19 protein-coding genes are annotated in these 23,536 nt (G+C 72.3%); 8 read left to right on the forward strand and 11 right to left on the reverse strand.

Features of this window, described 5'->3' with window-relative positions; translation table 11 throughout:
* The first annotated feature begins 317 nt into the window (after positions 1-317).
* A complete protein-coding gene (locus ACZ3II_RS37680; protein ID WP_465524513.1) occupies positions 318-1,346 on the forward strand; it encodes an alpha/beta hydrolase in 1,029 nt (342 codons plus the stop codon).
* On the opposite strand, the gene ACZ3II_RS37685 is transcribed toward ACZ3II_RS37680, so the two are convergent.
* The 5 genes from ACZ3II_RS37685 to ACZ3II_RS37705 form a co-directional block, all read right to left on the reverse strand.
* A complete protein-coding gene (locus ACZ3II_RS37685; protein ID WP_465524515.1) occupies positions 1,333-2,121 on the reverse strand; it encodes a nucleoside-diphosphate kinase in 789 nt (262 codons plus the stop codon). The two genes, ACZ3II_RS37680 and ACZ3II_RS37685, sit on opposite strands and share 14 nt — an antisense overlap.
* 114 nt (positions 2,122-2,235) lie before the next feature.
* Positions 2,236-5,718, reverse strand: coding sequence for an ATP-binding cassette domain-containing protein (locus tag ACZ3II_RS37690; RefSeq protein WP_465524517.1), 3,483 nt, complete (start codon positions 5,716-5,718; stop codon positions 2,236-2,238).
* A gap of 102 nt (positions 5,719-5,820) precedes the next feature.
* Entirely contained in the window at positions 5,821-7,008 is a 1,188-nt protein-coding gene (locus ACZ3II_RS37695) for a metallophosphoesterase (protein WP_465524519.1), read from the reverse strand.
* A gap of 69 nt (positions 7,009-7,077) precedes the next feature.
* Entirely contained in the window at positions 7,078-7,728 is a 651-nt protein-coding gene (locus tag ACZ3II_RS37700) for a nucleoside/nucleotide kinase family protein (protein WP_465524521.1), read from the reverse strand.
* A gap of 44 nt (positions 7,729-7,772) precedes the next feature.
* Complete coding sequence (locus ACZ3II_RS37705) at positions 7,773-8,435, reverse strand: hypothetical protein (protein ID WP_465524523.1); 663 nt, start codon at positions 8,433-8,435, stop codon at positions 7,773-7,775.
* A 260-nt stretch (positions 8,436-8,695) separates the two neighbouring features.
* Between ACZ3II_RS37705 and ACZ3II_RS37710 the strand changes: the two genes are divergently transcribed.
* Both ACZ3II_RS37710 and ACZ3II_RS37715 read left to right on the forward strand, forming a co-directional pair.
* Positions 8,696-9,490 (forward strand): polysaccharide deacetylase family protein, encoded by a 795-nt coding sequence (locus tag ACZ3II_RS37710; RefSeq protein WP_465524524.1) that lies wholly within the window; start codon positions 8,696-8,698, stop codon positions 9,488-9,490.
* Positions 9,487-10,527 (forward strand): glycoside hydrolase family 26 protein, encoded by a 1,041-nt coding sequence (locus ACZ3II_RS37715; RefSeq protein ID WP_465524526.1) that lies wholly within the window; start codon positions 9,487-9,489, stop codon positions 10,525-10,527. Before ACZ3II_RS37710 ends, ACZ3II_RS37715 begins: the two co-directional genes overlap by 4 nt.
* Here the strand turns inward: ACZ3II_RS37715 and ACZ3II_RS37720 are convergent.
* From ACZ3II_RS37720 to ACZ3II_RS37745, 6 genes are read right to left on the reverse strand one after another with little or no spacing between them, the layout of a single operon-like run.
* The gene (locus tag ACZ3II_RS37720) at positions 10,517-11,566 is read right to left on the reverse strand and encodes a glycoside hydrolase family 26 protein (protein ID WP_465524528.1); all 1,050 of its coding nucleotides are present in this window, start codon (positions 11,564-11,566) and stop codon (positions 10,517-10,519) included. The genes ACZ3II_RS37715 and ACZ3II_RS37720 overlap by 11 nt on opposite strands.
* Positions 11,567-11,584: 18 nt before the next feature.
* A complete protein-coding gene (locus ACZ3II_RS37725; RefSeq protein WP_465524530.1) occupies positions 11,585-12,346 on the reverse strand; it encodes a DUF1616 domain-containing protein in 762 nt (253 codons plus the stop codon).
* Positions 12,343-14,577, reverse strand: a complete 2,235-nt coding sequence (locus tag ACZ3II_RS37730; protein WP_465524532.1) for a hypothetical protein — start codon at positions 14,575-14,577, stop codon at positions 12,343-12,345. The genes ACZ3II_RS37725 and ACZ3II_RS37730 overlap by 4 nt, the downstream gene beginning before the upstream one ends.
* A gap of 39 nt (positions 14,578-14,616) precedes the next feature.
* Positions 14,617-15,915: a glycosyltransferase family 2 protein gene (locus ACZ3II_RS37735; RefSeq protein WP_465524534.1), complete on the reverse strand. Its 1,299-nt coding sequence runs from the start codon at positions 15,913-15,915 to the stop codon at positions 14,617-14,619.
* Positions 15,912-16,868, reverse strand: a complete 957-nt coding sequence (locus tag ACZ3II_RS37740; RefSeq protein WP_465524536.1) for a glycosyltransferase family 2 protein — start codon at positions 16,866-16,868, stop codon at positions 15,912-15,914. Before ACZ3II_RS37740 ends, ACZ3II_RS37735 begins: the two co-directional genes overlap by 4 nt.
* Before the next feature lie 32 nt (positions 16,869-16,900).
* The gene (locus ACZ3II_RS37745) at positions 16,901-17,905 is read right to left on the reverse strand and encodes a glycosyltransferase family 2 protein (protein ID WP_465524538.1); all 1,005 of its coding nucleotides are present in this window, start codon (positions 17,903-17,905) and stop codon (positions 16,901-16,903) included.
* An 834-nt stretch (positions 17,906-18,739) separates the two neighbouring features.
* On the opposite strand from ACZ3II_RS37745, the gene ACZ3II_RS37750 reads away from it, so the two are divergent.
* The 5 genes from ACZ3II_RS37750 (at position 18,740) to yidC (ending at position 23,385) form a co-directional block, all read left to right on the forward strand.
* Complete coding sequence (locus ACZ3II_RS37750) at positions 18,740-19,675, forward strand: sulfotransferase family protein (protein WP_465524540.1); 936 nt, start codon at positions 18,740-18,742, stop codon at positions 19,673-19,675.
* 23 nt (positions 19,676-19,698) lie between these two features.
* A complete protein-coding gene (locus tag ACZ3II_RS37755) occupies positions 19,699-20,610 on the forward strand; it encodes a glycoside hydrolase family protein (protein WP_465524542.1) in 912 nt (303 codons plus the stop codon).
* 300 nt (positions 20,611-20,910) lie between these two features.
* On the forward strand, positions 20,911-21,864 hold the full coding sequence (locus ACZ3II_RS37760) for a serine/threonine-protein kinase (RefSeq protein ID WP_465524544.1): 954 nt from the start codon (positions 20,911-20,913) through the stop codon (positions 21,862-21,864).
* Between the two features lie 63 nt (positions 21,865-21,927).
* Positions 21,928-22,206 carry a DUF6412 domain-containing protein gene (locus ACZ3II_RS37765; protein ID WP_465524546.1) on the forward strand — a complete coding sequence of 93 codons (279 nt, stop codon included), beginning with the start codon at positions 21,928-21,930 and terminating at the stop codon, positions 22,204-22,206.
* Between the two features lie 123 nt (positions 22,207-22,329).
* Positions 22,330-23,385 (forward strand): membrane protein insertase YidC, encoded by a 1,056-nt coding sequence (gene yidC, locus ACZ3II_RS37770; protein WP_465524548.1) that lies wholly within the window; start codon positions 22,330-22,332, stop codon positions 23,383-23,385.
* Positions 23,386-23,536 lie beyond the last annotated feature (151 nt).

Raw genomic sequence — 23,536 nt, forward strand, 5'->3', positions numbered from 1 at the left:
CACCGCCCCTGCTCCCCCCGGAGCCGTCGTGCGCCCCACCCCGATCGCCTGCCGTCGCCCGGACACGCCACGGTTCCCCGGTGACCGGCCTGAGCGACGGCTCGGGTTGGCGGCCGTCGCTCAGGCCGGTCACCGGGCCGCGGTGGCGAGACTGAGCGACGGCCGGCGGTCGGGGTCACGGCCCGGCAGTTCGCCAGCCGTACGTCAGGACTGCTTCGGGGGCCCGGTAGGGCGTCTGGCGTACGGCCGAGGGGATCCGCGGGCCCTACCGGCGATGCGTGCTGCGGTGATCGCCGGAGAGGAGTTGACTCGACGGCATGTCGATTTGGAGCACTGAACTCGCCGGCGTCCTGCATCACGACACGATCGACTCGCAGGCGCTGCGCGGCAACCCGCTCGGCGATCCGCACGTGCGGCCGCTGTGGGTGTACACCCCGCCCGGCTACGACCGCGGCGACCGGCGGTACCCGGCGATCTACGTGATCCAGGGGTACTCCGGGCAGGTCACCATGTGGAGCAACCGGACACCGTTCCGGCAGCCGTTCCCGGAGACCGCCGACCAGGTGTTCGCCCGCGACGAGGCGCTGGGCTGTGTGCTCGTCTACGTCGACGCGTGGACCGCGTACGGCGGCTCGCAGTTCGTCGACTCGCCCGGCACCGGGAACTACCACACCTATCTCTGCGACGAGGTGGTGCCGTACGTCGACGCCCACTACCGGACGATCCCGGACCCGCAGTCGCGTGCCATCTCCGGCAAGTCGTCCGGCGGGTTCGGCGCGATGATCACGCCGATGCTGCGGCCCGACCTGTTCGGCGCGCTCGCCACCCACGCCGGCGACGCCCTCTACGAGTACTGCTACCTTCCCGACTTCGCCAAGTCGGTGCGGGCGCTGCGCGCCTACGACCACGACATCCAGGCGTGGTGGAAGGACTTCCAGTCGCGGGTCGCGTTCACCAAGGAGGAGGACATGCCGCTCACGCTCCTCCTCGGGTGCACCGCCGCGTTCTCCGCCGACCCGGACGGCACCCCGCGGCTGCCGTTCGACGCGAGGTCCGGGCAGATCAAGCCGGAGCTGTGGGAGCGCTGGCTCGCGTGGGACCCGATCCGCATGATCGACCGGTACGCCGCCGCGCTGCGGAACCTCCGCGCGGTGTGGATCGACGCCGGCACCCGTGACGAATGGTTCCTGGATCTGGGCGCCGAGGCGTTCCGGGACGGGCTGCGGCGGATCGGCGTCCCGGACGAGAGGATCGCGTTCGAGTTGTTCCCGGCCGCGCACGGTGGCATCGACTACCGCTATCCGCTCGCCGTGGAGTGGCTCGCCGCACGGCTCAAGCGGGACTGACCGGACCCGTTCCGCAGTTCCGGATGCCGTGTTCGCGCAGCGTCCGGAGACAGCGGCGGAGCGCCGTGCCGTCGCCGACCGCGATCGCCGTGCTGCCGGACCAGCCCGCATGCAGGACCAGCAGCACGGCCCGCCGCGGTTCGATCCCCGGAATCGCGTGCCACAGCGCGGTGACCGTCGAGTCCAGGGTGTGTCCCGGGTCGGGGCCGAGACGGACCGCCGCCGGCCCGGGCGTGCCGCCGAGATCGGCCGGCCCCGGGTCGGCGGGCGTCCCCTGGATCAGCGGCCACACCTGGTCCACCAGCGCCGGCACGTCGAACAGCGCCCCGAAGTCGAGGCCGCGCGGCCGGGGCGGGACAGCCGACAGGCCGGCCTCCGTCCGGGCGCCGAGCAGGCGCCGTTGCTGCCGGTCCAGTTCGTCGCGCCGCTCGGCCGCGTGGATGACGTTGGCGAACGGCCCCTCGGCGTACCCCGACCGGATCGTGCGTTTGATCCGGCGCGCGGCCTCGAACGCGTCCGGCCCGCGCAGCAGCAGCAACTCCGAGGGGCCCGTGGTGAGGTAGCGGTCCAGGAAGGCGAGGGTCAGCGCGTTGCCCCGCTCGTCGTACTCCGCCCACAGATGCCGCACGTCGGCGGGGGACAGCGTCAGCTCCCGCCGCCCTTCGATGCCCAGCCCCTCCGCGGCGACGGCCCGGTCCACCGCAGCGGTGTGCCCCAGCCGCAGACAGTCCGGCTTGAGCAGGAGAAAGGCGCGCTCGGCGATGACAGCTCCCACGGCAGCGTGTTGACTTACGACGGATATCGCACCGTAAGTCAACACGCCGGGTCGGGCCACGGCGAGCGTGTTGAGTTGCGACGTGCATTACGCCGCAACTCAACACGCCCGAGGTCAGCCGGCCAGGTGGCCCCAGCGGTCGGCCAGCTCGTCCCAGGTGCCCTGGTCCTCGGCCCGGCCGCCGATCAGCACCACCACCTTGTCGGCCTGGGCCAGCGCGGCCCGTTTCGACGTCGAACCGACCACCGTCACCCCGTGCGCGCGCAGCGCCTGCCACAGCGCCAGCTCGGTCGTCACGTCCAGCGCGGACGAGACGTCGTCGGCGATGAGCAGCTCGGTCCGCGGGGCGAGCGCCCGGGCCAGCGCCAGCCGCTGCAACTGGCCGCCCGACAGCCGGGTGCCCTTGTGCCCGATCAGCAGCGACAGCCCGCCACCGGCCGCGGCCAGGTCGTGTTCCAGCTGCGCCACCGACACCGCGTCGGCCGCGTCCACCTCGTGCCCGAGCTGGATGTTGTCGGCGACCGTCCCGGACAGCACGCGCGGCAGCTGGGCCACGTACCCGACCTGGTTGGGCCGCAGGAACATCTCCGGCTCGGTCACCGGATCGCCGTTCCAGCGCAGCTCACCGGTGTGGTGCACGATCCCGGCGAGGGCCCGCAGCAGCGACGACTTGCCGGCCCCGACCGGGCCCAGCACCAGCACCAGCTGACCGCGTTCGACGGTGAGGTCGATGTCGCGTACCCCCAGGGCGCCGTTCTCGTGGACCGCGCTGAAGCCGGACAGCTCCAGCGTGCGCAGCGGGTTGCGCGGCGCGGTCGGCGGCGCCGGCGCCGTGCCGGCCGCGATGTCCACCCCGGTGACCTCGGCGGAGTACTCCGCGGTGCCGGTCATCGCGGCGGTCCGGCGGGTCCACACCCTCGCCGACGGGAAGTGCGACACCAGCGACGCCGTCGTCCACGCGAACCAGCGGGCCGCGCCCAGCACCGACACCGCGATCAGCGTCGCCGCCGCGGTCAGGTGCCCGCCCAGGTACAGCCACCACGCCGCGATCGGCAGCAGCCCGCTCACGATCGACGGCGTGGACCGGGCCCACACCTGGATCGCGATCTCCCGGCGCTGCAGCTCACTGCGGGTCGTGTCCAGCTCGGCCAGATGCGCCAGCACCGGCTCGGTCGCGCCGGCCAGCTTCACCGTGCGCGCCGCCGACAGCGACGACACCAGCGACGTGGCGAACGCCGCCCGGGCCGCCACGGTCCGCCGGGCCGCCTGCTCCAGCCGCGGCCCGAACAGGGTCGCCGCCAGCCCGGACAGCAGCATCGTGCCGAGGAAGAACATGCCCGGCACCAGCGACTGGGCGAACACCGTCATCGACACCAGGGCGAACAGCGCCACCGTGTTGTCGATCAGGTTGTCGGCGAGCATCACCACCCGCTCGGTGTCACCGCCCTGCGCGACCACCTCGGCCGGGGTGTGCTTGCTGACCCGGCGCGGGCCGATCTGCCCGTGCAGCAGCCGCAGGCTGATCCGCAGCATCTGCCGCACCCACCACTCCGGGAACCAGGCGCCGGTGTAGTACAGCGTCGGGATCAGCACGAGCAGCGCGGCCGCGATGCCGAGCGCCGGGTACATCGGGTTGCCGATGCCGTCGACCACGTTCGTCCACAGCAGCGGCAGGATCGCGCCGTCGAAACCGAGCAGCACCAGGAACACGAAGAACACGCAGGCGCCCAGGCCGTACCGGGCGTCGTTGGTGGCCAGCCGGGCGATCTCCCGCATGGTGCGGGCCCGCGGCGGCTCCGGCAGCTCCGGCGGCTCCACCGTGGGCAGCGGATTGGACAGCGCGTCCGGGCCCAGCTCCTCACGCAGGCCGGCGTCCCAGTCCCGTTCGGCGAGCAGCACCCCGCCACCGGACGGCCCGGCCGCCGGAACCGCCAGATTGCTGCTGGCCATCAGCTCAGCGAAGCGCCGCGACTCGCGCAGCGGCCCGGACTCCAGCACCGCGCCGTCGGCGAGCACGACCACCTCGTCGCAGCGCTGCACCGAGGACAGCCGGTGCGCCACGATCACCCCGATCCGGCCCTCGAGCAGCCGGTCGGTGGCCCGTTGCACCCACGACTCGGTGACCGGATCCATCCGGGCGGTCGCCTCGTCCAGGATCACCACCTGCGGGTCGCGGACCAGGATCCGGGCGAACGCCACCAGCTGCTCCTGGCCGGCGGACAACTTGTAGCCGCTCTCGCCCAGCTTGGTGTCCAGACCGTCCGGCAGCCCCGCCACCCACGCGGTCAGGCCCAGCTCGTCGAGAGCCGCGCCGGCCCGCGGCAGCAGTTCCGCGTCGAACAGCGCGATGTTCTCGGCGAGGGTGCCGGCCAGGATCTCGGTGCGCTGCGGGACGATCGCCGTCCACCGGCGCAGCGCCTCCACCCCGATGTCGTTGATGTCGGCGCCACCCAGGAACACCGTGCCGCGCGGCACGTCCACCGCCCGGGTCAGCACCTTGGCCAGCGTGGACTTGCCGGAGCCGGTCCGGCCGATCAGCGCGTAGGAGCGGCCGCGCTCGAACGTCACGGTCACGTCCCGCAACGCCGGCGGGCGGCCGCTGTCGGCCTCGCCGTACCGGAAGGTCAGGCCGCGCACCTCCAGGTCACCGCCGGACGGCGGCACACCGTCGGTCGGCTCCTGCGGCACCTGGCTCAGCAGCTGCACCCGGCCCCAGGCGCCGAGCGCGTTCTGCATCTCCGGGACCATCCGGGTCAGGTGCTCCAGGGTGCCGCCGAACCCGAGCGCCAGCAGCCACACCGCGGTCAGCCGGGCCCCGGTGATATGGCCGGTGAACAGCGCCCACGCGCCGCCGACCACCAGGGCGGCGATCAGCGACCGGGTGATCGCGCCCGCCGCCGTGGTCACCCGGGCGGAGGTCCGCCACACCAGGCGGCCGCGGCGCAGCACCTCGGCCGACCGCAGGGCGTAGAGGCGGCGGACGTACGGCGCGGCGAGGCTGGTCCGCACGTCGTCCTGCCCGTGGATGGCCTCCTCCATCACCGCGGCCAGGTCGGACCAGGCCTCCTCCTCGGCGATGCGGATCGGGCCGATCCGCTGGATCGGTTTGTTCATCACCACGAACAGCAGCACGCTGACCGCGATCATCGCGATCGCGGCGGGCCACCAGACGAAGAACGTGGTACCGATCGAGAGGGTGGCCAGCGCCACCGACTGGGCCAGCCGGATGCCGCTGCCGCGCAGCTCCGAGCCGACCTGGTAGACGTCCGAGTCGATCCGGTCCAGCATCTCGCCGACCGGGGTGTTCTCCAGGGTGGGGATGTCCTGGCCGAACGCGACCCGGTTGAGCCGGCGGCGGGCCCGCGCGGCCCAGTCGGCGGTCAGCCGGGCGATCACCAGGCCGACTGTCACGTCGGAGAGGACGGAGGCGACCAGGGCCCCGGCGAGCAGCAGGAACAGCGGGTAGGAGCGGTCGACCAGCACCGGGCCGGCCAGGGCCAGCGCGCCCGCCGAACCTGACGCGCCGATGACGATCAGGATCGCGACGAGCGCGGTGCGACTTCGGCTTGTGGCCCACAGGTCGCTGAGCAGACGCATGGAGGAGTCCTCGGCAGGATAGGGAAGCGGCGGTTCTCCCATCCTGCTGCGCCCGGCGAGCCCTGCTCAACCGGTTTATTCCCGGCGAAACGCCCGGTCGGCTCAGGAGGTCCGGGGAGTGCGCAGCGTCAGCAGGGTGATCTCGCTGGGTGCGAAGATCCGGAACGGCGGGCCCCAGAAACCGGTGCCGCGGCTGGTGTAGAGCTGGGTGCGCTCGGAATGCCGGGACAGGCCCTGCAGGCTCGGCTGGTCGGTGAGCACCAGGTAGTGGAACGGCCACATCTGGCCGCCGTGCGTGTGCCCGGACAACTGCAGGTCGATGCCGTGCGCCACGGCGTCCTTGATCTGCTGCGGCTGGTGCGCCAGCAGCAGGACCGGCAGGTCGGGGTCGGCGCCGGCCAGCGCGGCCTCGTGGTCGGTGCGGTGCCCGGGGAGCCCGGAGCCGCCCGCGGTCCGGTCGTCGACGCCGGCCACCACCAGCGAGTCGCCGCCGCGGGTCACCAGCACGTGCCGGTTGTGCAGGGTCTCCCAGCCGAGGCGCTCCATGTGCTCGACCCAGCCCTGGGCGCCGCTGTGGTACTCGTGGTTGCCGGTCACGTAGACCCGGGCGAACCGGGCCCGGATGTCGGCCAGCGGCGCGGCCATCTCGAGCCGCTGCTCCACCAGGCCGTCGGCGATGTCGCCGGTGTGCGCCACGATGTCGGCGTCGAGCGAGTTGACCACCTCGGTGACGCCGCGCGACCAGCGGGCCCGGTCGATCGGGCCGTAGTGGGTGTCGGTGATCAGCGCCACCCGCAGCCCGTCCAGCCCGGGACCGAGCCGGGGGATGGTGACCTCGACCTCGCGCACCCGGGAGACGCGCATCGCCTCGTGGTGGCCCCAGGCCAGCAGCCCGGCGGAGACCACCACGGCGAACGCCGAGACCAGCCGGGAACGGACCGGGTCGTCCACGCCCAGCGCCAGCAGCGCCAGACCGGCGGCCTGCCCGATCACCGACCAGACGAACAGCACCCAGACCACGCCGAGCAGGGTGTCGGCGATCCGGGACTCGCGGTCCCGGTGGCCGCCGTGACCGCGGAACATCAGCCACGGGAACCCGGCCGCCAGGACGGCGAACAGCAGCGTCCCGGCGGCGAAGACCGCCGGTGGCCAGTCGTTGCCCGACCACACCAGCGTCGCCCACGGCACGCCGAACAGCAGCCCGATCACCGCGACCAGAATGACCCCGAACGGCGCGAACCGCGGCCCGCGCCGGCGCGGCTCCGCCTCGACCGTCTCACCCACCGACATGAGGGCAAGCATGCCACTCGCCCACGGCAAAACCGCCGCCTGTGCCCTCCGTCACGACTCAGCCCACTCTCAGCCGGGCGGGCTCCCGAGGATCAGGTCGGCGCGGGAGCGGCCGGCCTCGACCAGGCGCGCGTTCCGCTCGTCGGTGCCGTTCGCCCAGGCCTCCGCCGCCGCCCGCTCCTTGCCGAAGCGGACGTGCCGGTCGACCAGCCGCCGCAGCCGTTCGGCCGGCTCCAGGTCGGTGTACCAGACCTCGGCGAGCAGCTCCCGCACCGGCGTCCAGCGCGGATCGTCCAGCAGCAGGTAGTTGCCCTCGGTGACGATCAGCCGGGCGGCAGGTGGCACCGGGATGCTGCCGGCGATCGGCTGTTCGAGGTCCCGCTCGAAGCCCGGCGCGTACACGATCTCGTCCCGGTCCTCGTGCAGCCGCCGCAGCAGGGCCGCGTAGCCCCCGGCGTCGAACGTCTCCGGCGCGCCCTTGCGGTCGCGCAGCCCGAGCCGGTCCAGCTCCACGTCCGCCAGGTGGAACCCGTCCATCGGCACGTGCGCCACCCAGTCCGCGCCGTGACCGGCCGGGGGCGCCGCGGCGAGTGCCGCGACGAGATCGCCGGCGAGGGTGGTCTTGCCCGCCGCCGGCGGTCCGGCGATGCCGAGCACGGCCCGCCGGTACACGCCCAGATCCCGGGCCCGGGCCACCAGCTCGGCGAACGTGTGCGTCATGCGCCGAACCTACCGGCATCGTCCGTGTCCGCCCGGCCTCGACCTCAGGGCAGGACGCGGAGGCCCAGGCGGAGGCCGGCGACGCCGGCGGGGGAGAGGGCGCGTGCCGTGGCCCGGGAGAGATCGGCACGGATCTCCTCCGGCAGCTCGTCGCCGAGCGCGCACAGCACCGGGTAGAGGTCGAGGACCTGCCGGTGGCTGAGCGCGCCCACGCCGATGAGCAGGCCGTTCAGCGCGGTGGGGCTCTGCGCGAGGCTGATGCACAGCTCCTGGCGCCAGACCGGGTCGTGGACGTGGTCGGGGAACTCGCGGGCGATCCGGTTGCCGGCGGGCGCGCGCAGGCCACCGAGGGTGGTCTGGCGGAACCGGGCGACGGACGGGGCGAGACGGCAGGCGATGCCGAGGCGGCGGGCCAGCTGCGGGACGGTGAGCACGTCGAGCCCGGAGGCGCACCGTTCGCAGAGCCGCTCGTAGGTCTGGGCGTGGATCACGGACGCGGGGCGCTGGCAGGCGCCGTCGAGACCGCAGATCGGGTCGAGGATCACCTCGGTGAGGGTGCCCTCGTGGTCGAAGCGCCCGACGGCGAAGTAGGTCGCCGGGGCGGTGCGGTAGTGGGCCAGCGCGGCACGGGCGCTGACGTATCCGTCGGGGTCGACGCCGATGCGTGGAACACCGGCTTCGGTGTGCAGCTGGATGAGGCGGAACATGGTGCGCGCTCCCGGGGTTAGAGCGGTTCTCGGTGTCTCCCCCGGATACGTCCGCGGCACGACTTCGGTTCACAAGTCACTTTGAGTGATGTAGCAGTGACCGTATTTGTGCAGGCTGGAAGCCCGGAGGGCCTCGGACGTTACTCGCTGTAGTGCGAAATGGCCAGAGGTACGGTCCGAACGTCGGAGCCGCCATGATCGCCTCGGCGGGTAGCGTTCCGGGCCGGTACAAGGACAGCAAGAGTGGGGGAGAACGCGCGGTGACCTGGACTACGCTGCCGGCGCTGATGTATCACTCGGTCTCCGTGGTCGGTGGTCCGCTCCGTGATCTGGCGGTCCCGCCGGAGCGCCTGGCCGAGCAGCTCGCCGCCCTGTCCGGTGCGGGGTACCGCCTGGTCGGCCTCACCGAGGCGCTCGATCTCCTGGCCGCCGGGTCGCGGGAGAAGATGGTCGCGGTCACGTTCGACGACGGATACCGCGACTTCCTCACCCAGGGTGTTCCGGTGCTCCGGGAGGCCGGCGCGGGCGCCACCCTGTACGCCTCGGTCGGTCACCTCGGCGGCCACGCCGGCTGGCTCGGCCGCTGGTCACCCGACTTCGGCCCGATGCTGACCTGGTCCGAGCTGGACGAGGTGGCCGCCGCCGGCATCGAGATCGGCAACCACAGCCTGATCCACCACCCGCTCGACGTGCTCACCGCGGCGCAGTTGCGCGCGGAGGTGGTCAGCAGCCACGACCAGCTCGAGCAGCGGTTGCAGCGGAAGGTGCGGTCGTTCGCGTACCCGCACGGCTACAACAGCGCCCGGGTGCGCCGGGTGGTCGAGGCGTCCGGTCACGACAACGCCACCGAGGTCGGCCGCCGCCCGCACACCCCGCGGGAGAAGCGGTTCGCGGTGCCCCGGTTCCAGCCGACCCCGGATCACACCGGCGCCGACCTGGTGCGCCTGGTCGAGGGCGCCGGGTCGCCGTTGCCGGCGAAGCTCAAGCAGTACGCCCAGCCGGGCTGGCGGATGGTCCGCCGGCTCGCCCGCACGGCCGGCCGGAACCTGACGTGAGCGACGGGAAGATCAGCCGCCGCGGCCTGATCGGGCTGGCCGGTCTCGGCGGGGCGTCCGCAGCGGGCGCGTTCGGCATCTGGAAGGCGGCGGCGAAGGAGCCCGGGCCCGCCGCCGCCCTGGTCGAGTCGCTGCCGCCCGCCCTCACCCCGACGCCTGCCGCAACCCCTTCCGCTGTCCTGCCGGAAGGGCGCGGCGGCACTGTGCCGTTCATCGCGGGCAAGGCAATGCTCGGCTCATATCTCGATTTGTCCGAAATGTCGTACGGGGACGCCGTCAAGCTCCGCCGCCGGCAACTCGGCCGCGACCAGCGGATCACCCACGTCTTCTACGCCTGGCCGGACACCCTGCCCTCGTCCATCAAGGGCATGCCGGACGACTCGATCCCGATGGTGTCGTGGCGCGGCCCGAAGTACCGCAGGATCCTCGACGGCGGCTCCGACGAGCTGATCGCCCGCGCCGCCCGGCGCCTCAAGGCCTGGAAGCGCCCGGTGTTCCTGCGCTGGGGCTGGGAGATGAACGGATTCTGGTACGACTGGGGCGGCTCCCGCAACGACAAGAACCCGGACGGCTACATCCGGTGCTTCCGTCACCTGCGGAAGATCTTCGACGCGGAGGGCGCCGCCAACGTCTGCTGGGTGTGGAGCCCGAACTGGAACAACCAGCCCAACGAGTCCTGGAACCGCCTCGTCGACTACTACCCCGGCGACGAGTACGTCGACTGGGTGGGCGTCTCCGGCTACAACGTCGGCAAGGAGCGGGTCGCCCGGCTGTTCGACCCGATCTACAGCAAGTACGCGTCCCGTAAGCCCATCATGATCAGCGAGGTGGGCTCGAAGGATCACGGCGGCAGCACCAAGGCCGACTGGATCACCGAGTTCCAGGGGTACGTGGAGCAGCGCCCGGCGATCGGCGCGGTGGTGTGGTTCGACACCGACACGCACCCGCACTATCCGGAGAAGTGGCGCTTCGACACCTCGGCGGAGACCACCGCCGCGTACACGGCGATGGCCCGCAGCGCCCGCTTCAGCGGCTGAACAGCTCCCGGTAGACGTCCGACGACCCGGTGTTCGGAAGGCACTTCGGGTCGTTCGGGCGCAGGATCGCCGACTGGGAGAACGTTCCGTCGCACCGCTGGAAGTACGCCTCGTAGACGAGATGCTCGGCGTGCTCGGTGAACCACTCGTGCATCCAGCGGATGAACTCGGGGTTGTCCTTGCCGGCGTCCCCGGTCGGCATGATGCCCCATTCGCCGACGGAGAACTTCTTGCCATGGGTACGGGCGAACCCGTACAGCCAGTTCAGGCCCTCCGGGGCGTCCGCCGTCCGGTCGAAGTCCGCCTTCGTCGGCGACCACGGATGGTGGTCGTAGTTGTCGATGCCGATGATGTCGACGTACTCGTCACCGGGGTAGCAGTTGGTGCTCAGCCCGCCGCACAGGTCGGCCGGCGTGTTGTGCGCGTTGATCGTCCAGTCCAGCACCACCTGTGGGTTGACCGCCCGGATCGCCGTGGCCGCGGACCGGTAGCAGGCGATGTAGTCGGCGGTGTTCAGCCCGCGCCACGCCATCGACCCCTCGTTCATCTCCCAGCCGAGCCGCACGATCGAGTCGCCGCGCCCGTTCGCGACCATCAGCGCGCCGAAGTCCCGCCAGTGCTGGTCGTAGTCGCCCTTCGCGCACGCCGCCATCAGGTTCTCGCCCTTGTCCGGCACCAGCGCCTGGGAGATGACGAGCAGGCCGTCGAAGTCGGCGAAGTACTCGAACACCCACCCGGAGCCGCGGGTCATCGAGTCGTAGGTGGTGCGGTCGGTGTAGGTCTGCGCGACGTCGCAGGGACGGCCCCGGGCCGCGCAGAACTCCGTGACGGCAGCGGTGTTGAGCAGCGGGAACCCGTTGACGCCGGAGAGCCAGCCGGTCTTGGCGCTCGGCGGGTTCGTGACCGGGGGAGCCGGGGAGTGATCGTCGTCTGCCGGGTTGACCGTGATGGCGATGGAGATGCCGAGGGCGAGCGCGGCCACCCCGGCGACGGCCAGCCAGAGGCGGCGCCGCAACGGCGCACCGGAAATATCCGACATCAAGGTTCTCCGTGCGACTTACTGGGCGGCGGCAGCGATGATCAGGGTACGGAACGCGCCCGTCTCCCCGCCGCGGAAAAGGTTCACGGTGACCCGCTCGTCGCCCGGAACGGTGAGCCGCCCGGTCCAGTCCCCGCCGGTGCCCGGCGTGATGTCCTGCCGGCTGATCTCGGCTCCCTCGGCGCCGGTGAGCACCATCGACCACGGCCCCGCCGACGACGCCAGCCCGGTCGCGCTGACCTGCACGGTCCGGTTGCCGTCGGTGCCGGCCGGGCCGGGCGGATCCGCCGACAGGGTGCTGACCCGGATGTCGTAGGTGTTCACCGAGTCCGCGTACGACCACACCCCGGCCCCGGCCAGCAGCAGCACCGCGAGGGTCAGCGGCAGCACGTCCCGGATCAGCCGCTCCTGGGTGATCCGGAACCCGGTCCGCTCGGGCTCCACCGGCGACTGCGTGTGCCGGTAGTACGCCACCCCGGCGGCGAGCAGCGTGGCCACCGCGCAGAGCAGCGTCCAGCTCGCCCGGTTCAGGTGCCCGCCCGACGCCCACAGCCCCAGCCCGCCCAGCACCAGGACGGCGAGACTGAGCGAGGGCACGAGCACCGACCGCTCCACCATCCCGATCTCCCGGCGGAACAGGGCCGCGGTGATCGCGTACCCCGGCAGCACGAACACCAGCAGCAGGCCGGCCGGCACGGCGAGGGCGAGCGGCCCGAGGCCGGCCGCGACCGACGACGCGATGGTCAGGGCGGCCAGGACGCCCGCGCGTACCGGGTTCACGGCGCCTCCAGCCGGTAGATCCGCACGTTGCCGTTGTCGTAGAGCCGCGAGATGCCGCCCGTGGTGTCGAACTTGCCGAGCTGTTCGGCGCCGAGCGGCGCGGTGATCCGCCCGGCCATCGGGTCGCCCTGGAAGTACGCGTTGTCCATCGGCAGCAGCTCGCCGAGCCGCCGGTCCACCACCAGGTAGTCGATCGCCAGCTGCCGGGCCGCCGCCCACTCGGCGTCGCCCCACGACGGCGCCCAGTACAGGTCGCCGACCTCCCGGACCGGGTCGATCCGCCCGTACGTCGACGACAGGGCCACCGCCGTGATGTCGCCGCCGACCCGGGACTCGTGCGGCAGGTGCCGGTCCTGCCAGTGGGCGGCGTCCACGCCGTACGCGTCCACCGACCGCTCGTACGCGGCCGGCATGTACGGCCCCGGCAGCAGCGCCGACACCGGCGGCCACCCGCCGGTCCGCGCGCCGACCATCAGCAGCGTGATCAGCGTGGTGCCGATGTACACCTGCCCGGCCAGCCGCCGCCCGGTGGTGACCGCGACGCCCGGCGGCGGCGGGGACAGCCAGCGCCTGCCGTGCGAGTCCTTCGGCGGGACGACCGGCACGGCGTGCACGATCGCGATCGCCGCGATGATCGACATCGGGACGTAGGTGAACGTGGAGAGCCGGCCGGCGATCTCCGGGCCGCCGGAGCCGAGGAACCGGGCGCCGTTGCCGGCGAAGAACACCGCACCGCCGACCAGCGCCGCCCAGCGCCAGGTGTCCCGGTCCCTCCGCAGGATCATGTCCCGGGCCACCGCCGTGAACAGCACCAGCAGGCCGAGGATCCCCAGGCCCTGCACGGCGAGCTGCACCAGCGGGACCGGTTTGGTGGCGCCGGCCTCCTCGGCGCCGGCGGTGGCCCCGCCGAACATCTGGCTGAGGGCCGCGGCCAGCCGTTCGACCGGCGCCTCCAGGTAGGAGATGACGTCCTGCGCCACGAACCCGATCCAGCAGCACACCACGGCCAGCGCCAGGGCGGGCGTGAACAGCGTCGCCCACGGCACCGGCCGGTCCAGGGCCAGTTCGGTGAGCGACAACAGCAGCAGGGTCGCGACCAGGGCGAACGCGGTGACGTGGTGGCTGACCGTGGTCATCGCGATGCCGGCGACGGCGAGCGCCAGGAACCGGTTGCCGCCGCCGGTACGCCACCGCCGGTGTGCCCAGACGGTCAGCATGAAGAACGGCAGGGCCGCGGTCGCGTACAGGAACATCGAATTGAAGAACAGGTAGTGCATGGCCGTCGCGTAGGTCACGCAGGCCACCCCGGCCATCGCCGGGGAGTCGCTGGCCCGCAGCACGGCGGCGAACAGCCAGCCCACGAAGATCAGGTGCGCGATGCCGGCCACGATGATCCCGGCCGCGGTCACCGGCAGCCCGGTGAGCAGCGACAACCCGGCGCCCATCTCGGCCAGGCCGGGGAAGTGCACGGCAGGTGGCAGCGCGTTGTTCTGCCGGAACAGCTCGCCGGACTCGGTGATCAGGGTGGTGGCCAGCCAGTGCTGCAGCTCGTCGGGGAACCGGAACTGGTCCGGGCTGTACATCCACTTGAGCATGTACTGGTTGGTGGCCAGGCCCATCACCAGCACGAACGACTCGGCGACCCCGGCCAGCCGGCTGAGCAGCCGGAACACCACGGGGGAGAAGACGATGACCTGGCCGATCCAGTACGCGGCCATCGCCCAGGACGCCTCGTGCCGGCCGCCCGCGTAGGCGAGCGCCACGAGCACCACGCCCAGGCTGGACAGCGCCAGCACCCACGGGGCCCAGCCGAGCGCGAGACGTTCTCGCGGTTCGGGCTCCGGCGCGGCGGCCGGGAGCCGGATGACGACGGTCTCCTCGGCCTTCTTGGCGGGCGCCTGCGGCAGCCGGATGACGACCGTGTCCTCGGCGGCCCGCTTGCGCGCCGTGGTCAGCGCCTGGGTGCTGGTGACGCTGGCGCCGCCGCCACTCCTCGGCCCGCTGGGCAGCCGGATGATGACGGTGTCGTCACCCGCCGTCTTCCTCCGCTTCGACGAGGGCCCGCCGGGGATCCGGATGATCACCGTGTCGTCGCCGGCGGGCTTCCTGATCACCACCGTGTCGTCGGCCGTGGCCTTCTTGATCACGACGGTGTCGTCGGCCGTGGCCTTCCTGATCACGACCGTGTCCTCCGGCGCCCGTTTCCGGCCGGACGTCGGCTGGTCCCCCATGAGAAAGTGCCTCCACAGCTGGTCGAGGGCGGTACGTCGTCAGCGGGAGTCGCGCAGCTTCGCCCGGGCGGCGCGCCGCCCCCGCAGGTACGCGCCCGGTCCGGCAATCATCCCCCGCCGGTTGGCCGTGAGCAGGTCACGTGGGAAATCGTCCCGCAGGGTCGACACCCGCAGGCTGTCCGATCCGGTCAGGTCCCGCAGCGCGGCCGGGGCCAGCCTGATCAGCGGCCAGAGCAGCCCGGGGCGGCCGAGCAGCAGGCTGGTGTACGCGGCGGTCAGCCCGGTCCCGTACCCCACCATCTGTTTGTGCAGGCCCTCGAAGTCGCGCCGGTGGTAGTGGTGGGTCACTGCCGTCGGCTGGTAGACGATCGTCCCGCCGGCCAGCAGCACCTTCGTGAACGCGAGGGTGTCCTCGGAGCCCATCGCCGGGGTGCCGGCGCCGAGCGCGTTGTCCCAGCCGCCGATCCGGCCGATCACACCGGGCCGGAACGTCATGTTCGCGCCGGTGCCGAACGGCGGCAGCGGGTAGAGCGGGCTCTGCCGGTGCGCGGTGTGCGGGCCGAACGTGTCGGGCGTGAACCCGCGCCCCTTGCTGTGCCCGCCGAACTGCTCGAACCAGATCTGCGCCCGGGTCTCCAGCTCGGCCGGGACGATGACACCGGAGATCACGTCGGCGTCCGGGTTCTCCACCAGCGCCCGGGCCACCTCGGCCAGCCAGTACCGGTCGGCCAGCTCGTCGTCGTCGATCCACGCGACGATCTCGCCACGGGTCGCCGCCTCGGCCGTGTTGCGGGCGAACGACAGCCCCGCCTTCGGCTCCGTGAGGTAGTCGACCGGGCCCCGGCGGGCCGCCGACCGGGCCACCTCGGCCGTCGCGCCGGTCACCGGGGCGTTGTCCACCACCAGGATCCGGGCCGGCGGGTACACCTGGGTGAGCAGGCTGTCCAGGCAGCGGGCCAGCGCGCCCGGCCGCTCCCGGGTGCAGATCACCACGGTGATATCGGGGGCGGAGGCGAGGGCCGCCCGCCGGCCGGCGAGGAAGGCCGGCTCGGACCCGCCGGCGGCCGCCGCGAGCCGCGGGCGGACCAGGTCGCCCAGCTCGCGGTCGACCGCCGCGGCCAGGTCGTCCGGGGTGAGACCCGGCTCCGGCACGTCGACGAGGATGGTGCCGAGCGGTTCGGTGAACACCCGGACCAGCGCCCACGCCTGCTGGACCCGGCGCCCGTCCGGGGCGATCGCGCCGACCGCGGGCAGGGGCCCGGACATCTCCAGGTCGAGGACGACGGCGGGCAGGACGTCGTTCTCCGCGTCGAGCTGCGGGGGGACTGTCGCGGTCACGGGGCAACCTCTACGGGGGTACGGCGGCCGGGCCGCCGGGAGCTGACGGTCTCGACGACGCCACCGAGACCGGCGGCGGCGACTCCGGCGACCACGCCGCCGGACCGCAGGAAGTTGTCGGCGCCCCGGCCGGTCAGGCCGGCGCCGAGGTAGCGGAACATCGCCCTGGGCAGCGACCACAGGTAGTTCCGCTCGGCGCCCAGCGCGTCGTTCTCGTGCAGGCCGGCCATCTGGACCTTGCCGCGGCCCTCGGCGTAGCAGCGCCGCACGAAGAACGCGAAGCTCGCCCGCTCGCTGGGGACCTCGTGCTGGATGACGGCGCTCGGCACGTACATCCACCGGCCGCCGCTGACCTGGCTCATCCGCAGGCAGAGGTCGGTGTCCTCGGGCCGGTTGCGGGAGCCGAGCTTGCCGAAGCCGACCCGGAAGCCCTCGGCCGCCTCGAACACGTCCTTACGGACGATCATGTTGGCCGACCACACGTTGCGGATCGGCGCGGTCCGGGTGGGCATCCCGGCGTACGAGCCACCGACCGCCCAGAGGAACTCCGCGGGCATCCATCGCGGAGCCGGGCCTTCCCAGGCCGGCTCGATCGCGCCGCCGGTGCCGACCACCGACGGGTCGCTGAACGGCTCGATCTGCCGGGCCAGCCAGTGCCGGTCGGCGATGATGTCGTCGTCGAGGAACGCGATCAGCGGCGTCCGGGCGTGGAAGGCGCCGGTGTTGCGGTTGCCGGAGACGCCCTGGGCGTACGCGTTCCGCAGCACCGTGACGCCGGGCAGCTCACGCTGGATGCGCTCGTACATCGCCGGGTTGTGGTCGACCACCACGACGATCTCTTCAGGGGTGTGTGTCTGCGCGCGGGCCGACTCCAGGGTCCGGGTGAGGTAGTCCCACCGGACCTCGGAGTAGGTCGGGATGACGATCGTCGTGGCGAGGGGGGTGTGGTTCACGAGGGGAGTGCTCCTGTGGGCGGAAGGGGCGCTCAGTCGGCGGAGGGGCCGCTGCGAAGCTTGTTGATGTCCTGGGTCGGCCGGCCGCCGAGGTCGTCCAGCTCCCGGGCGCGGATCTTGTTGATGTCGTCGGTGCGCCGGGCGCGGCTCACGTGGCCGGCCTCGCGGCGGGGGTCGGCCGGGTGCCGGGGCGGGACCGGGTTGAGGCCGCGGGCCGGGGCGGTGTTCACCTGGAGGCCGTCGACGAACGGGCGCAGGCCGGCGCTCCGGCGGCGGCGCATCCTGCCGTACTCGCTGAAGATGGTGCGGAGCACCCGGAAGCCGTCACGGAAGGTGTTGAGGTTGCTCTCGCCGTGGATCCGCTCGTGCTCGGTGCTGCCGACCTCGCCGACCTTCAGCTTCTCCGCGACCGCCCGAATGTTGATCATCGTCTCGATCTCGAAGCCGTCGCCCCACAGCTTGCTGCCGTCCGACGGGCGGGGCAGCTTCACGTCCGGCAGGTCCAGCGCCGGCACGACCGCGCGCCAGAAGGCGTTGTAGCCGTAGCAGAGGTCGGTGAAATGCGTCCGGAACAGGACGTTCACCACCAGGTTGAGGCCGTCGTTGCCGAGCTTGCGCAGCCGGGTGATGTCGTGGCTGTGGCCGCCGTGGCTGAACCGGGAGCCCTTCACGAAGTGGTCGCCGTTGATCAGCTTGTCCACGAACAGCGGGATCTCGGCCGGGTCGGTCGAGCCGTCGGCGTCGATCATCACGATGATGTCGCCGGTGCACGCGGCGAACCCGCAGGCCAGCGCGTTGCCCTTGCCCTTACGGGTCTGCTGCACGATCACCGCGTCCGGCCGGAGCTGGCGTGCCACCTCGACGGTCCGGTCCTTGGAGCCGCCGTCGACCACGATGACCTCCGTGATCATCGCGGGGAGCTTCGCGAACACGTGCGGCAGGTTCCGCTCCTCGTTCAGGGTCGGAATCACCACGCTCACTGTGGGTGACTGAGGACGATTACTGTCAGTGTTCGAGTGCACGTGCGAAAGCTCCATGTCGGTCCCTTCCGGGGGCGGCAATACGACTCTGTTGCGCGATATCCGAGCGGGATCGCAGAGCCGCTCGCTTCAGGCAATCAACCTAGCAACGGATTACGTAGCGTCAACAGTTCAAGAGGACGGTTCAGATCACAGCCGGGCTAAAGCTGCAGCTCGCAGTATGTCGTGAGACGCGTGTTGCGTGTGGTACGGCGCGATCAAGGCCACATTAGTTACGTTGCGTAACGGTCAAGCAGGCAGAATCGGGCTACCCGACCGGCTCTCCGGCAAATGCAAAAGGCGGCAGTCGATCATGACAAATACGGACAAGTGCGGTTATCGCGGCGCGTAGTCAGGCCATTTACCTGCAGTTAATGGCGGATCGCCGCAGTGTCAATCCGTGATAACGATGCGTGGGCGATACCATCGACCTGTGAGATCGCGGATGCGGCCCACGGTGACCTGGTCCCCGGTGCGGCGATGACGGAGAGAAACGGACAATGCCGTTGTGGGCATCCGTTCGAGGCACACGAGCACTACCGCTCCGGGACGGAATGCGCCCTTTGCGAGGCGGGCCGCTGTCCTCGGTTCCGGCCGGCCACGGCCTGGTGGCGGCGCCTGATCAGGCCTCGGCCGAACGGATGACGCCGATTCCCCCGGCGCCCTGCCGCATCGGCGGATCGGTGGTCGGCTGAACCGGCCGGTGGCCGGGAGCGGTCACCTCTTTCCCGCGAGCCGGACGGCCCGGAACGGGCATCGGGTCGGCAACAGGGCGTCCGTCAGGTGAGCGGAAGGCTGCGAAATCCTAGTGGATCTGTAGGCTAAGCTCACTTTGAGCCGAGGGAGATCCCGATGTCACTTCCCGACTTCCTGATCGCGGGCGTGCCCAAAGCCGGTACCACCGCGTTGCACGCCGCGCTCGCCAGGCACCCCGAGCTGTTCCTGCCGTCGGTCAAGGAGCCGAAGTTCTTCCTCTCCGGCGGCCCGCCGCCCACCGTGGGCGGCCCCGGGGACGTGCAGACGTACCAGGAGCACGTCTGGCGGCAGCCGGAGTACGAGAAGCTCTTCGCGCCGGCCCCGCCCGGCGCCCTCACCGGCGAGGCCACCCCGTTCTACCTGTACGACCTGAAGTCCCACGACCGGATCAGGAATCTGATCCCGGACGTCAAGCTGATCATCCTGCTGCGTGACCCGGTCGACCGCGCCCACTCCAACTGGACCCACCTGTGGGTGGCCGGTCTCGAGGAGGAGGCCGACTTCCTCGCTGCCTGCCGGGCCGAGGAGTCCCGCAAGGCGCGGCAGTGGGCCGGCTTCTGGCACTACATCGGACTGGGGCTCTACGGACGGCAACTTCAGCACCTGTTCCAGCGTTTCTCCCGCGAGCAGGTGCTCCTGCTGCGCTACCGCGACCTCAAGGACTCCCCGGCCGAGACGCTGGACCGGGTGTGCTCCTTCCTGGGGGTGCGGACCGGCGTGCTCACCGCGATCCCGAAGGAGAACGTGAACCGGCACTACGTCGAGGACAACGGGCTCAACCGGGTGCTGCGCGGCCTGCTCCGCGCCGGCGGGAACGCCGGGCACCACTTCCCGGTCCCGTTGCGGCTGGCCGCCCGGGGCCCGCTGCTCACCCTGCTGCACCGCAAGAAGGGCAACCGCCCGGTGACCACGCCGGAGGAGCGGGCCGCCCTGCTGCCGTACTTCACCGAGGACATCGCCCTGCTCCAGGACGTCACCGGTGAGCGGTACGACGACTGGCTGAGCCTGGACAGGCACGCCTCGGCCCGATGACCGTTCTACCGAAGGGAGCCGTTTTGAGCACCGGAACCACCACCCTGCCACTTCCCGGCTGGGAGGAGTCCACCGTGGTGGTGGAGCCGCCGGGCACCGAGCCGGGAGCCTGGTCCGGCGCCCCCAGCTCGGTCCACGCCGACGGCCACATCTACCTGGCGTACCGGCTGCGGCTGCCGATCGGCGCCGGCCGCGGCATCGCCAACGTGGTGGCCCGCTCGGCGGACGGCCTCGACTTCACGGTGGTCGCCGAGATCGGCAAGGACCGCTTCGGCGCCGAGAGCCTGGAACGGCCGGCGCTGGTCCGTACCCCCGAAGGCCGGTGGCGGCTGTATGTCAGCGCCGCCACCCCCGGGACCAAGCACTGGCGGGTCGACCTGATCGAGGCCGGCACCCCGGAGGGCCTGGAGACGGCCGCGCCCCGGACCGTCCTGGCCGGTGACGACACGATCGGCGTCAAGGACCCGGTGCTGCACCACGACGGGCACGGCTGGCACCTGTGGGCGTCGGTGCATCCCCTGGAGTCGTGGGACGACGCCGACCGGATGACCACCGAGTACGCGACCAGCCCCGACGGCGTGCACTGGACCTGGGTGCGGACCGCCCTCGCCGGCCGGCCGGGGGAGTGGGACGCCCGCGGCGTACGGATCTCCTCCGTGGTGGTCGAGGGCGACCGGATCACCGCCTCCTACGACGGCCGCGCCACCGCCGGGGAGAACTGGGAGGAGCGGACCGGCCTGGCCCACGGCGTGCGACTGCCGGACGGCACGTTCGGCCCGCTCACCGCGGTGGAGCGGGAACCGCTGGGCAGCCCGCACGAGCCGCACGGCCTGCGCTACCTCAGCGTGGTCGCGCTGCCGGACGGCGGGCAGCGGCTGTACTACGAGGCCACCCGCGCGGACGGGGCGCACGATCTGCGTACCGAGCTGTTCTGATCCGCTGTTGCGCAGGGTGATCGAACCCGGTCGGGCGGGATGACAGTGAGAGCGTGATCACCTCGGCCGGGGGCGGGTGTGGACCCCTTGATCCACATGCCCTAACGTCGTCGGCGGCGTCAAGTGCGTACGGAAAACCGGGCCACTGCCGATGGCGGGGCCGGTCTCACAAGGACCGGCCCCGCCATCACTTTCGGTGACTCCTCGTCACCCCTCGGGGCCGGTGCGGCGTTTGTCCCCCGGCGGCCGGGGTAACGGCACCCGTTGACGCCGGAAGTCGGCGCGGGCTGGGGGGTGCGGGTGCGGACACTGGGCGGACGGTACCGGTTGGTGAACCGTATCGGTCTCGGCGGCATGTCGGAGGTGTGGCGCGGGCACGACCGCGTCCTCGACCGCCCGGTCGCCGTCAAGATCATGACCCCGGCGGTGGAGGGGACCCTCGGCGAGACCGGCGTCGCGCTGGTCCGTGCCGAGGCCCGCTCCGCCGCCCGGCTCGCCCACCCCAACGTCGCCAGCGTCCACGACTTCGGCACCTCGCCCGGGGCGGATCGCGACGTCCCGTACATCGTCATGGAACTCGTCGAGGGCCAGACCCTCAGCGACCATCTCGCCGCCGGCCGCCTGGACTGGCACATCGGCGTGCGGATCTGCGCCGAGGTCGCCGCCGCCCTGGCCGCCGCGCACGCCGAGGACGTGGTGCACCGCGACATCAAACCGGCCAACATCATGCTCACCCCGGCCGGCGCCAAGGTCCTCGACTTCGGCATCGCCGCCGTGATCGGCTCCCCGGAACCCGACCCCGACGGCCCGGTCATGGGCACCCCCGCCTACATCGCCCCGGAACGCTTCGAGGGCCTGCCGGCCACCCCCGCCGCCGACATGTTCGCCCTCGGCACCCTGCTCTACCACTGCCTCTCCGGCCGTCTGCCGTGGACCGCGCGTACCCACACCGAACTCGTCACCGCCCAGCGCTTCGCCGACCCGGAACCGCTGCCGCACTTCCCCGACCTGCCCCCGGAAGTCCTCGACCTGGTGTCGCGCTGCCTCGCCCGCGACCCGGCGGACCGCCCCACCGCGCTGGTCGCCGCCCTGCTGCTGGCCGAGGCCGTCGACGCGCGGGTCTACGTCCCGCTGCGCGAACTCACCCCGGAACGGACCCCGGCCATCTCCCCCTGGGACGAACGCGCCGCCTCCGCCCCGACCTCCGCCGCCGTCCCCGCCGACCACCACGTGGGCCGCCACCGCGCGCTCTGAGAACCGGCCGCCCTCCCCTGTCAGGGGTCGGCGGGAGTGGCGGGCCGGTGTTACGGTGGCGCCGTGAAGTGGTGGGACGCCCTCAGTCGCCTGGCCGGCTTGCTGGCCGAGGCCGGGTCGTCCGACCTGGCCGGTGGCGCCGGCGCCCTCGTCGGCCTGATCCTGATCGCCGTCCTCGCCCGCTCGGTCCTGGTCCTCCCCGCGACCGGCGGCGTGCACCGCTCCGCCGGCTTCGCGCTGCGTGACCGTTCGCAGCGGACCGGCGTGCCCCGCCACCGAGATCCCGACGCGTCCGGGCGCACCCGCCCCAGGGGGCCGACCGGCGGCGCAGCGGTCGCCTGAGCGGGCCCTGCGCACTTCTTCCGTTGATGTCTGCCGCCCGCTCCCGGCGGCCGCCGGTGACTGTCCGTCATTGACTGGTTGCTAGCCGCCCCTGGGGGTACCTCCACCATGTTCAGCGCACTCATGTCCGTCGTCTATCACGTCATCTCCGCCGTCCTGCTGTTCTGGCACAGCGCCTGGGACCGCCTGCTCGGCGACCCGCACGCCCTGGCCACCGACTGGGCGTGGGTCCTCGGCATCGTCTTCCTGGTGCTGACCGTCCGTGCCGTGTTGTTCCCGCTGTTCCTGCGCCAGGTCCGGTCGCAGCGGGCGATGCAGCGGCTCCAGCCGAGATTCCGCGAGCTCAAGGACAAGCACCAGGGCGACCCGCAGGCGTTGCAGGCCGCCCTCGCCGACCTGTACCGCACCGAGAAGGCCAGCCCGTTCGGCGGCTTCCTGCCGATGCTGCTGCAGTTCCCGATCTTCATCGGCCTGCTGCACGTGCTGCGCCACCTGCAGCCGTCCATCACCGACCCCGCCGCCCGGACCCTCTACGGCTGGACCGCCGCCCAGTTCGAGGACGCCTCGCACGCCAAGCTGTTCGGCGCCCCGATCGCCGCCGGCTTCCAGACCGCCGTCACCGACCTCGGCTCCCTCGCCGCCCACGGCGCCACCGTCAAGATCGTCGCGGCGGTCCTGATCGCCGCCATGGTCACCACCACGTTCCTGACCAGCCGGATGTCCATCCTGAAGACCGGCTGGTCGGAGAACCCCCAGCAGCGCACCGTCCAGCGCGTCATCCTGTACGTCATCCCGCTCTCGCTGCTGGTCTCCGGCCTGATCTTCCCGATCGGCGTCCTCCTCTACTGGACCACCCAGAACCTCGTCGCCCTCGCCCAGCAGATCTACATCCACCGCCGCTACCCCACCCCGGCCGGCCCTCCTGCCGTGGCCCCGTCCTCCACTCCACGTCCCGGCGCCAAACCGGCCGCATCGTCCACCCCACGCCCCGGCGCCAAGCCGTCCGCGACGCCGGTCCCCGGCACCGCTGCGAAGCCGGCCGGAACGCCGAGCCCGGGCACCGGCGCCAGGCCGTCCACGTCGTCCACCCCGCGCGCCGGAGGCAAACCCGCCGGGTCGTCCGCTCCGCGTTCCGGCGCCAGGCCGGCTTCCTCGCGTCGCAGGCGTTCCGGCCGCTAGAGGCCGTTCACGGCCGGGTCTCGCCCTGGGGCGAGACCCGCCGGCCCGCCGCGTCTCGGCCCGCCGCGTCTCGGCCCGCCGCGTCTCGGCCCGCCGCGTCTCGGCCCGCCGCGTCTCGGCCCGCCGCGTCTCGGCCCGCCGCGTCTCGGCC

The organism is Actinoplanes sp. NPDC019969 (assembly GCF_055562375.1).